Source organism: Victivallis sp. (assembly GCF_048170485.1).
In the GTDB taxonomy this organism is placed as follows: domain Bacteria; phylum Verrucomicrobiota; class Lentisphaeria; order Victivallales; family Victivallaceae; genus Victivallis.
The window spans coordinates 1-9,986 of the sequence record NZ_DBEXAY010000037.1; the positions used below are offsets into that span (position 1 = coordinate 1).

Genomic DNA, 9,986 nt, shown 5'->3' on the forward strand with positions numbered 1-9,986 from the left:
AAAAAAATAAACCTGACTCCGGCATTTTTCACCGGAGTCAGGTTTTGAATTGCCCTTTTTTGCGTCCTGGCCGGAGGCCGCGTCACTCGCCGCGTTTGGCACGCTTTTCCGCGCGCTTCTCCTTCAGGGTCTTGGCCGGCGCCTTCTTGGTCTCCTTCTTGACGTCGTGACTCTTGCTCATCGTATCGCCCTCCTTGCTGTTGAACGGAAGATCTCCTATTTAAGATACCCCTTCCCGGGCTAAAGTCAAGGACCGCCCGGGAAATCTCTCCGCCTCCGTCACACCTCCCAGACGTCGGTGCGGAAGGAGCTTGCGGGCAACCCCGCGCTGTTGTAGAGATTCGCCTCCTCCGGATTGTCCGCCCACGCATACCGGACCGCCACCGGAAGCGGCACCTCCGGCGAGGAGACCAGCACCGTATTCTCGCAGATCACCGCGGAGGCCGGATGGAACTTCCGGAAACGGTCCGCAATGTAGAAGCCCGCCAGCTCCCGGCCGTGCGCGGTCAACCCGGCTCCGCAGTGATCGAAGTAGAGCCGGATGGCACTCCCTTCGATCGCCATCTCCCGGAACACCGGCCCGGAACCGACCACCGGACGGCTGTACGCCTGCTCCAGCGCCGCCAGCGCCAGACGCTCCCCCACCTCCTGTTTGCGGTGCGGATGGATGTCAGTGGCGTCCCCCAGGTCGATGGCGGAGGCGGTGAGATTGCCGCTCGAAACCGCCGCCAGAGCCTGCGCTTCGCGAATCCGGGGCCACTCCGCCTCCTGCTGGTAGGAGCCCGGCGTACGGAATCCCGCCAGAATCACCTGCAGGAAGGGGAACCTGCCCTGCCCCCAGCGGAACCGCCAGTCGGCAATCAGATCCTCCATCAACCGCCGGTACCGTTGCGGCGCCTGCTGGTTGGATTCGCCCTGGTACCAGATCACGCCGCGCATCGCCATCGGAATCAGCGGCCGGATCATGTTGTCGAACAGCATGCCGTAGCTGTTCGGATTCCCGGTCCCCATGATCGAGATGCGGTCGCACATGCAACCGATGTTCGATTCGACCGCATACCGCCACGCGCCGGAGAGCGAAAGAGCCGAGCCCGTTCCATCCGCCGGGGCAAGGTGCATCTGCTCCGCCGGACCGATCAGGCCGCCGTCGTAGAGGAACGAATAGTTCCGGACGGCGATGACGCACCGGCCCGCATGCACCCGTTCCCCCGGAATCCGGTAGTTGCGCGGCTGGTTCCAGTGGACCGTCTCCAGCCCCTCGCCGGTCCGCCCCGCCTCGACACCGTCGAACCAGGTCACGTCATGCTTGTCCACAGCGCCGATCGACAGACAGAGGTCACGCCCCGCCCAGTCGGGCGGAATCTCCACCTCCCGGCGGAACCAGATGATGCCGTTGAAACGGATTCCGATCTCCTGCCAGGAACGCGGCAACTGCACCATCTCCCAGTCGGAATCGTCAAAATCAGGGGCAAACCAGCCTTCCTGAACGCCCCGTTCCGAAAGCGGCGGCAGAAGCGGCTCCAGCCGGTGGTTGATCGACAGGTTCTCACGGAACGGTATCGCCAGCTCCTCGGGGGAAAGACGTTCCCAGAAATCGGGGCGGCCGACCTCAAGTTCATACCGTGCCACATCCGCGGCGAAATCCGGATTTTCCATCAGCATCTCCCGGCTGGTCCATGCCTCCGCAATCGTGCCGCCCCAGCTGGAAACCACCACGCCGACCGGAACATTCAGCTCACGATGGAGTTTCCGGCCGAAAAACAGCCCCACCGCCGACCAGCTGTCGACCTCTTCCGGCAGATGAACCTGCCACGCGCCGCCGGCATCCAGCGGCGGCGCGATCTGCGCGTTGCGCTCCACGGTGAACATCCGCAAGGGAATCGACGGCGAACACTCCTTCCGGATCGACTCGATCCGCGAAGTGAGCCCCCCGGCGCAGAACTCCATGTTGGATTGTCCGCTCGCCACCCACACCTCGCCGATCAGAAGATCGGAGGAAACCACCGTTTCCCCGGTCTCCTTCACCTCGACCACAAGTTTGTGCGGGCCGCCTGCCGGCAGCGCCGGGAAACGGAGCGTGAAGCGGCCGTCTCCTCCAGCCCGGGACGCGGCGGACACCGTCCCCAGTTGCCCCTTCACCATGGCGAAAGGATCGCACCAGCCCCATACCACGATCGTGCGGTTGCGCTGCAGCACCGCATGGTCTCCGAACAGATTGGATAATTTCAGCATGAAAACAAACTCCATGATTGAAAAAAAGCACCGGCCGTTCCGGGCCGGCAGACAGACACTTCATTAAAAGTATAATATCCTCGTAAAAAAGCAAGCTTCCGATTTGTAAAAATGAAATAATAATCTATTGTATAAGATCATATTTTCAATCAATCACACGACAGCTCCGGAAAAACCATGCGGCACTGGAAAATCGATACTGTTCTGCAACTGCTCAAAGAGGCGGGCGGAATTGCGCTCGCCGCCAGTGCCGACCCCGGAATCGAGCTGAAATCCGACCAGACGGTCGTCACCCGCGCCGACCGGGCCATCGAGCAGATGTTCGCGGACAGATTCGACCGCCCTTCCGAAGGGTGCTTCATGATCGGCGAAGAGAGCGTCGCCACGAAACCGGAATCCTATCTGAACGACGCCTTCCGGAGCCTCTGCTACGTGATCGACCCGATCGACGGAACCGCCCCCTACTCCGCCCATGTGCCGCTCTGGGGAGTCTCCATCGGCCGAATGGAGAACGGGGCGCTCACCGAAGGCGCCATCTACATGCCGGTCGATGACGAAGCGCTCTTCACCTGCCGCGGTGAACTCTTCTCGGCCCGCGCACTCCAGAGCGGCGCCCCGGTGGTGGAGCCGTTCCAGCCCCGGCGGATGGCGCTCACACCGGCCGGACACATCTGCATCCCGCAGCAGGGCGCAAAACAGTGGCGGTTCGACCTGCCCAACCAGGTTTTCGCCTGGAGCACCTGCGTCGGCTGTTATTATGCGCTGCTGAAAGGACGGATTCTCGCCTATATATTGAGCTGCAAACTGTGGGACCTCGCCGGCGGTCTGCCGATCGCGCGGGCCGCAGGGTTCGTCAACCGCTTTGCCGACGGGCGGGAGCTCGATCTTGCAATCACCGCCTCCGGGAACTTCCATCTCGAGCCCGGGCCGATGCGCTGGCGGCTGAAGGCTCCGGTTGTGGCGGCTCCCGACCGGGAAACCGCAGAATATGTCTGGAGCCATATCCGACAGGAGTGAACGATATCATGGAATCGCGCAGAAAAAAACATCCCGCCGCACCGTCGGCACTCTTTTTAGTCAGCCTCGGCTGCTCCAAGAATCTCGTCGACACCGAAGTGATCGCGGGGACACTGCTCAGTGCGGGGCGTACGCTGGCGTTCGATCCAGAGGAGGCCGATCTGTATGTGATCAACACCTGCGCCTTCCTCCCCGCCGCGCGGGAAGAGGCGTTTGCGGCAATCCGCGAGGGGATCGAGTGGAAACGCGCCGCCGAAGGCCGCCGTCTGGTGGTCTCCGGCTGCCTCACGGAATGGGATAAAACCGGCGAAGTGCGGAAGAACTTCCCCGAAGTGGACCTCTGGACGGGCGTCAACCAGACGGCGAAACTCGCCGAACTGCTCGACAGCGACGTCGCCCCCGCGCCCGCCGGGGCTCCGTGCTACCTGTATGATGAAACCACTCCGCGGCTGCAGCTTACGCTGCCGCATCTGGCCTATCTCAAAATCGCCGACGGCTGCAACAACCGCTGTACCTACTGCAGCATTCCGGGAATCCGGGGCACGCTCCGGAGCCGTTCGATCGCGTCGGTGACGGAAGAGGCGAGAAATCTGATCCGCGGCGGCGTGCGCGAACTGCTGGTGATCGCGCAGGATATCACCGCCTTCGGCATGGACCGCCCGGAGTCGGGGGAGAATCTCCAGCTCATGCTGGAGGCGCTGAACAATCTCGACGGCGATTTCGTCATCCGGCTGCTCTACACGCACCCGGCCCACTACACCCCGGGGCTGATCGACTTTCTGGCGCGGCCGGACACGAAGGTGCTGCCCTACCTCGACATTCCATTGCAGCACATTTCCGACCGGATTCTGCGGGCGATGAACCGCCATGTGACCCGGGAGGAGGTCGAGACACTGCTCGCGACACTGCGGCGGCGGATTCCGGATCTGACATTGCGCACGACCTTCATCACCGGCTTCCCGGGGGAAAGCGAGGAGGAGTTCGAAGAGCTTCAGGCGTTCGCCCGGAAGTTCCGGTTCGAACGGTGCGGCGTCTTCCCCTACTCGGCCGAGCCGGGGACGCCGGCGGCGAAACTGCCTGGGCAGATCCCGCAGGAGCTCGCCGAAGCGCGGGCAACGAAGCTGATGAAACAGCAGCTCGCGCGGATGAAGCGGGCGAACAAGGCACTGGAGGGAAAAGAGTTTCGAGTTCTGATCGACGAAATCGACGGCCACGTGGCAATCGCCCGCGGCCCGATGGATGCGCCGGAAATCGACAACGTCATTGCAATACCGAAACCGGCCCGGCTCCGCGAAGGAGAGTTCTGCCAGGTCAGAATCATCGGAACCGATGGGTACGATCTCATCGCCGAACCGGTTCACTCAGCGAAAAAGGGGGCGAAACATGCGTAAAAACCTGCCGAACATACTCACCGTCAGCCGCATTGTCATGGTGATGATCTTCGTGGTGCTGGCGACGCTGGCGAATCGCGCCTATCTCTCGGAGGAGTGGATTTTCCCGCTGCGTCTGGGGGCGTATATTCTGGCGATTCTGGCCGGGACCACCGATCTTCTGGATGGGCATCTGGCGCGGCGCTGGAATCAGATCACCGATTTCGGCGCGCTGATGGACCCGTTGGCGGACAAAATCTTCGTGACGGCGACGATGCTGATCGCGGTGGAATACCGGCTGATGCCGGCGTGGATCGCCGTTGCGGTGCTCTGCCGGGAGTTCATGGTGACGGGTCTGCGGACGCTGGCGGCCAAAAAGCAGGTGGTGATTTCAGCGGACCGGTGGGGAAAGCTGAAGACGGCGCTTCAGATGGTGATGCTGGCGATTGCGGGAGCGTCGTGGGTGTGGGAGTTCGATCTTCACAGTGCGAAGTGGTTCGGGGTGCGGCTCTGGTACGTCTGGATCGCCTACCTCTGCGGAATTGTACTGGTGACGGTGCTTTCCGGACTCGGGTATTTTATCCGTTACCGGGATCTGTTCCTGCACACAGGTGATGATAAAAGTGAAAAATAGCGTCATTGGCGCTTGATTTTCGCAAATCAGGAACTATATTTAGAAAATCATCCCGGAGAGATGGTCGAGTGGTCGAAGGCGCCACATTGGAAATGTGGTTAGGGGCAACTCTACGTGGGTTCGAATCCCACTCTCTCCGCCATTTTTTTCTTTTCCCTCATGTGACAGACGGAGGAGAATGTTGTCCTGTTCTCTCCTCCCGGACTCTTTTCCTGCGGAAACCTTCCCCGTCCCCGGTACACGGATTTTCCCGGGATGCGCCGCGTCGGCAGAAGAGCCGCGACAAACCTTATATTGCCTCCATTGTGAGATGTGCTGCAATGGAGGGAGTCACTCTCTGGAAATGGAGCAAAACTGTTTGAACGGGACGTTCCGGGGCTCAAAGAGACAATCAGCAAGTTGAACCTGGAAGGAAGCAGAGCATTCCCCGCTTCCGGACCTCAACATCGCAGTGAAAAAAAATTTTTCAATTTTCAGTTGATTTTCCGCGGAATCAGTGTATCTTTTATAGTAAGAAAATTAAAAATGTCAACCCGCAGAGTTATCTGCCGGAAGATGCAGAGGGATCTGGACGTCACTGTTTGCCTGCTGTTTGTGACTACAGAATTCCGCATCCGAGTAACCGGCAAGAGAAGATCTGCAGGGTTCCGGCAACTTCGGCATCCGAAATGGACATTCGACAGGCAGATTTCATTTTCTGCTCTGTGGAAATGTGTTATTTCTGTCTTGCTGACCGTTGCGGGGGATGACATGACGGCCTCCGGGCGGCGCAGTCGCTCCGGAGCACTCGAAACAGACAGAACGGCAGGCGACCTCCCTTCCCCCGGCGTTCCTCCGTGTCGCATGTGACATGGAAACTGCCCGGCCAGCAGTCAGGCTTCCTGTCCTCTGCCGAAAACACAGCACACTTTGACAACAGGATATTACTGCCGAAACGTTCCGTAAAAGGATCATTCCAGCTCCGGATTTCCGCCCTCGCGGACCAGCGGAATCACCGCGCTCCTCAAGACGCGGCGGCCGGATCAGGCTGATATATGGAATATTTTCTGATAGAAAGCAGAGATACAATAAAACAACAAGGGAGGCGAAAGACGAATATGGCGATCAACAGAAAAGAGGTCAGGGATATCGCGGCCGGGATCGGTTTCCTATTGCCGAATATTCTCGGATTCGTGGCCTTTACGCTCATTCCGCTGCTCATGAGCATCTACATGGCGTTCACCGACTGGAACCTTGAGATGCACAACTTCTTCCGTTTCGAACCGATCCGTTTCGTCGGATTCGACAACTTCGTGAAGCTCTTCTCCGATCCGGATTTCCCCCACTATCTCGGAAACACCTTCTTTCTCATGATCGGCATTCCGTTCGGCGTCGCGGGCAGCCTCGTCGCCGCCCTGCTGCTCAACATGGAGTTTCAGAAGGGGGATTTCCGCAAACGGCTCAAGATCACGATGATCCTGACCGCCGTGATGGTCTCCTGCTTCGGACTGCTCGCCATTCTGGGCTTCGGCGGCTCCGCCATGGCGCTTCTGCTCATGTCGCTCACCGGCGCCGTGCTGATTCTCGGCTCCATCGGCCAGCAGACGGTCTACCGCACCCTGTTCTATTTCCCCTACTTCACCGCGGGCGTCGCAACCTATATTTTGTGGAAGAAGCTCTACAACCCCCTGAACGGCCCGATCAACAATGCGTTGTCTCCGCGTCTGAATCTCGCGACACCGGTCGCGCGTCAGATCAGTCCGGCCTGCAATGCGATCGGCATCGGGCTGCTGGTGGCTGCCGGCCTCATCTTTCTCTGGATGGTGTGGCGCAAACTGCGGCTCTGGCGCGATGGAGAATCCGGCACGGCAAGCGTCTGGCTGGGGATGATTCTCTCCTCGCTCCCGCTCATTTTCGCCTGGTGGTGGACGGCTCCGACCTGGACTGAGGTTGCCGGGAAAGGCGGCAGCGGAAGTTTCATTCTCCTCCTGATGGCCGCCTTCCTCATCATCGGCTGGGGCGCCTTTTTCATCCGCTGCTCGATCGTCGGCAGGAAGTACCCCTGCATCATCGACCGCGGCCTCGGGGATTCCACCATCATCGACGGTTCGGTCATGGTGCTGAACATGGCGCTGATCGGCCTCTGCTGTGTCGTCTGGAAACTGCCGGAAATGGCGGCGGCGGAAGAGGGCCTCACCCCGCCGATGTGGCTCTCGGACTACTACTGGGCCAAACCCTCGCTGCTCATCATGGGCTTCTGGGGCGCAATCGGTTCCAACAACATGCTGCTCTATCTGGCCGGCCTCTCCGGCATCTCGCCGGAACTCTACGAAGCGGCGGACATCGACGGCGCCAGCCCCTGGCAGCGTTTCTGGAACATCACCTGGCCGCAGCTTTCCAACGTCACCTTCTTCATCATGATCATGTCGATCATCGGCGGGTTGCAGGGCGGATTCGACATGGCGCGCGTGATGACCGACGGCGGCCCCGCCGGTTCCACCACGACGCTCGCCTACTACATCTACAACGAAGGCTTCAGCACCGGACGGCTCGGATACGCGTCGGCAGTCTCGTGGATGCTCTTCTTCATGGTGTTCATCGTGACCATATTCAACTGGAAATTCGGCAACCGCTACACAAACGACTAAAGGAGACTCCTCATCATGAAGGAAAAACACAGATTCTGGGGCGGTTTCGCCAAACTCCTGACCCTGAATATCGTCCTCACCATCACGGCGGTGCTGCTGATCCTGCCGTTCACCTGGATGATCCTCACCAGCCTCAAGCTGATCGACGAGATCGGAGCCGACTCCTGGCTCCCCGAGGTCTGCCAGTGGCACAATTACCGCGACGTATTCACCATGAAAGGGATCTTTTTCGGCCGCTGGTACTGGAACACGATCTTCGTCTCCTGCTGGATCACCTTTCTTCAGGTGTTCACCAGCAGTCTCGCGGCGTTCAGCTTTTCACGGCTGCAGTGGAAAGGACGCGATCAGGTGTTCTTTCTCTACCTCGCAACCATGATGCTGCCCGGACTGGTGATGATGGTGCCGAACTATCAGAACATGGTGCTGCTCGGGCTGGTGGACTCCTACACCGGTCTGATCCTGCCCGCCGCCTTCTCGGCCTTCGGCACCTTCATGATGCGTCAGTTCATGATGAACATCCCGAAATCGCTTGACGAAGCCGCCGAGATCGACGGCGCGACCAAGTGGCAGCTCTTCTGGGATGTGGTTCTGCCTCTGGCCCGCCCGGCGCTGGTGACGCTGACGATCTTCACCTTCATCGGGAACTACAACAACCTCTTCTGGCCGCTGGTTTTGATGAAGACGCCCGACAAATACACCCTGCCGATCGGCATGCTCTCGTTTCAGGCGTCGCAGGGACAGCAGACCCATCTGTTGATGGCGGCGGTCACGATGAGCGTCATACCGATGATCGTCATTTTCGTGCTGTTGCAGAAGCAGCTGGTGAAGGGAATCATGCTCGGCGGAGTGAAGGGCTGAGGCCCGTGCCTCCCGATTGCGGCGGAAACAGTTTTCCGCCGCTTTTTTCATGTTTTTTTTGACAAAAATTTTGATCAACTGTTGACATTGCGACTTTTTCGAGTATAATATTGATAGAGCGAGAAATCATCGTTACAGAATCATGGAGCAAACGGATCGAATATGCTTGCCAGAAAGAAAAAAGTGACGCTTTCCGATATCGCCGACGCGGTGGGAGTATCGCGCGCCCTGGTGGGTAAAGTGCTCGGCGGCGGCAACAGCAATATCCGTGTGAGCGAAGAGACCGCCCGGATGATCCGGGAGGCGGCGGAGCGCCTCCATTACCAGCCGAACCTCTCCGCCCGGATGCTGACCGGGCAGAGCAGTCATCTGATCGGGATTCTCATCGATGCCCAGCCGCCGCCGGTGACCTTCCGCACGCTGGCATTCATCGACAAATATGCGGCGGAGAACGGCTATCGACTGCTGATCGGCGAAGCGCACAACAGCATTGACAGTCTGTACCACCACTATTCCAATTTCATGCAGTACAACGTCGATGGTGTGATCTGCCTGGCCCATGACTACCCCGGGCAGGAGGAGAAGCTTCAGGAGCTGTTCCGCGATGCGGAGAACATCGTTTTCGTCGAAAAACCGGTTCTGCCGGGCGCATGCTGTGTGGAAATCGATCGCGCCGCGGCAGTGGAAGAGCTCACGTCGCTCCTGCTCCGGACGCGCAAACGGGTCGGCATCATCATGGAAGACCCCTCCTATCACAGCATTCAACAGCGAAAAGACGGGTATTGCCGCGCCATGGAAAAGGCGGGGATGGATCAACAATGGATTCACTTCCTGCCCGATGAACAGGTGAGCCTGGAAGAGCTGATGCACCGGGCCATTACGGAATTTGTTCTTCCCGAGCAGCTGGATGCCCTGATCGCGCCGAACGATCTGGCGGCCTCCTACCTCATGCGGGAACTTCTGCAGCGGGGATTCCGAATTCCGGAGGACATTGCAGTGGCGGGTTTTGACAACGAACCGTTTTCCGGCAGTCTGTATCCGAGCCTGACCACCATCGACGACAACAACGAGGAGATCGGCAAATATGCGTTCGATCTCCTGCTGGAGCAGCTGAACGAAAAGAGATCAGTTCATCACAAGCACAGCATTTGCGTCACCCCGCGTATTGTATGGCGCGAATCCATTTGATACGAAAAAATTTTTACCTAATTGATAGAGCGTGAAATCAACAAAATAAGGACAAAAAAC

The 9,986-nt window shown here is 59.1% G+C and carries 7 protein-coding genes and 1 tRNA gene; 7 read left to right on the forward strand and 1 reads right to left on the reverse strand.

Features of this window, described 5'->3' with window-relative positions:
- Positions 1-279 precede the first annotated feature (279 nt).
- Positions 280-2,232, reverse strand: a complete 1,953-nt coding sequence (locus ACMLHG_RS01820) for a sialate O-acetylesterase (protein ID WP_417169354.1) — start codon at positions 2,230-2,232, stop codon at positions 280-282.
- Positions 2,233-2,409: 177 nt separating this feature from the next.
- Between ACMLHG_RS01820 and ACMLHG_RS01825 the strand changes: the two genes are divergently transcribed.
- The 7 genes from ACMLHG_RS01825 to ACMLHG_RS01855 all read left to right on the forward strand — a co-directional run bounded on the left by ACMLHG_RS01825 (position 2,410) and on the right by ACMLHG_RS01855 (position 9,926).
- Positions 2,410-3,249, forward strand: a complete 840-nt coding sequence (locus ACMLHG_RS01825) for an inositol monophosphatase family protein (RefSeq protein WP_417169355.1) — start codon at positions 2,410-2,412, stop codon at positions 3,247-3,249.
- Between the two features lie 8 nt (positions 3,250-3,257).
- Positions 3,258-4,640: a 30S ribosomal protein S12 methylthiotransferase RimO gene (gene rimO, locus ACMLHG_RS01830; protein WP_417169356.1), complete on the forward strand. Its 1,383-nt coding sequence runs from the start codon at positions 3,258-3,260 to the stop codon at positions 4,638-4,640.
- Entirely contained in the window at positions 4,633-5,253 is a 621-nt protein-coding gene (pgsA, locus tag ACMLHG_RS01835) for a CDP-diacylglycerol--glycerol-3-phosphate 3-phosphatidyltransferase (RefSeq protein ID WP_295807617.1), read from the forward strand. The genes rimO and pgsA overlap by 8 nt, the downstream gene beginning before the upstream one ends.
- 54 nt (positions 5,254-5,307) lie before the next feature.
- Positions 5,308-5,395, forward strand: a tRNA-Ser gene (locus ACMLHG_RS01840).
- 955 nt (positions 5,396-6,350) lie between these two features.
- Positions 6,351-7,880, forward strand: a complete 1,530-nt coding sequence (locus ACMLHG_RS01845; protein ID WP_417169357.1) for an ABC transporter permease subunit — start codon at positions 6,351-6,353, stop codon at positions 7,878-7,880.
- 15 nt (positions 7,881-7,895) lie between these two features.
- Positions 7,896-8,738: a carbohydrate ABC transporter permease gene (locus tag ACMLHG_RS01850; protein ID WP_295807612.1), complete on the forward strand. Its 843-nt coding sequence runs from the start codon at positions 7,896-7,898 to the stop codon at positions 8,736-8,738.
- 162 nt (positions 8,739-8,900) lie between these two features.
- Positions 8,901-9,926, forward strand: a complete 1,026-nt coding sequence (locus ACMLHG_RS01855) for a LacI family DNA-binding transcriptional regulator (protein ID WP_417169358.1) — start codon at positions 8,901-8,903, stop codon at positions 9,924-9,926.
- Positions 9,927-9,986 lie beyond the last annotated feature (60 nt).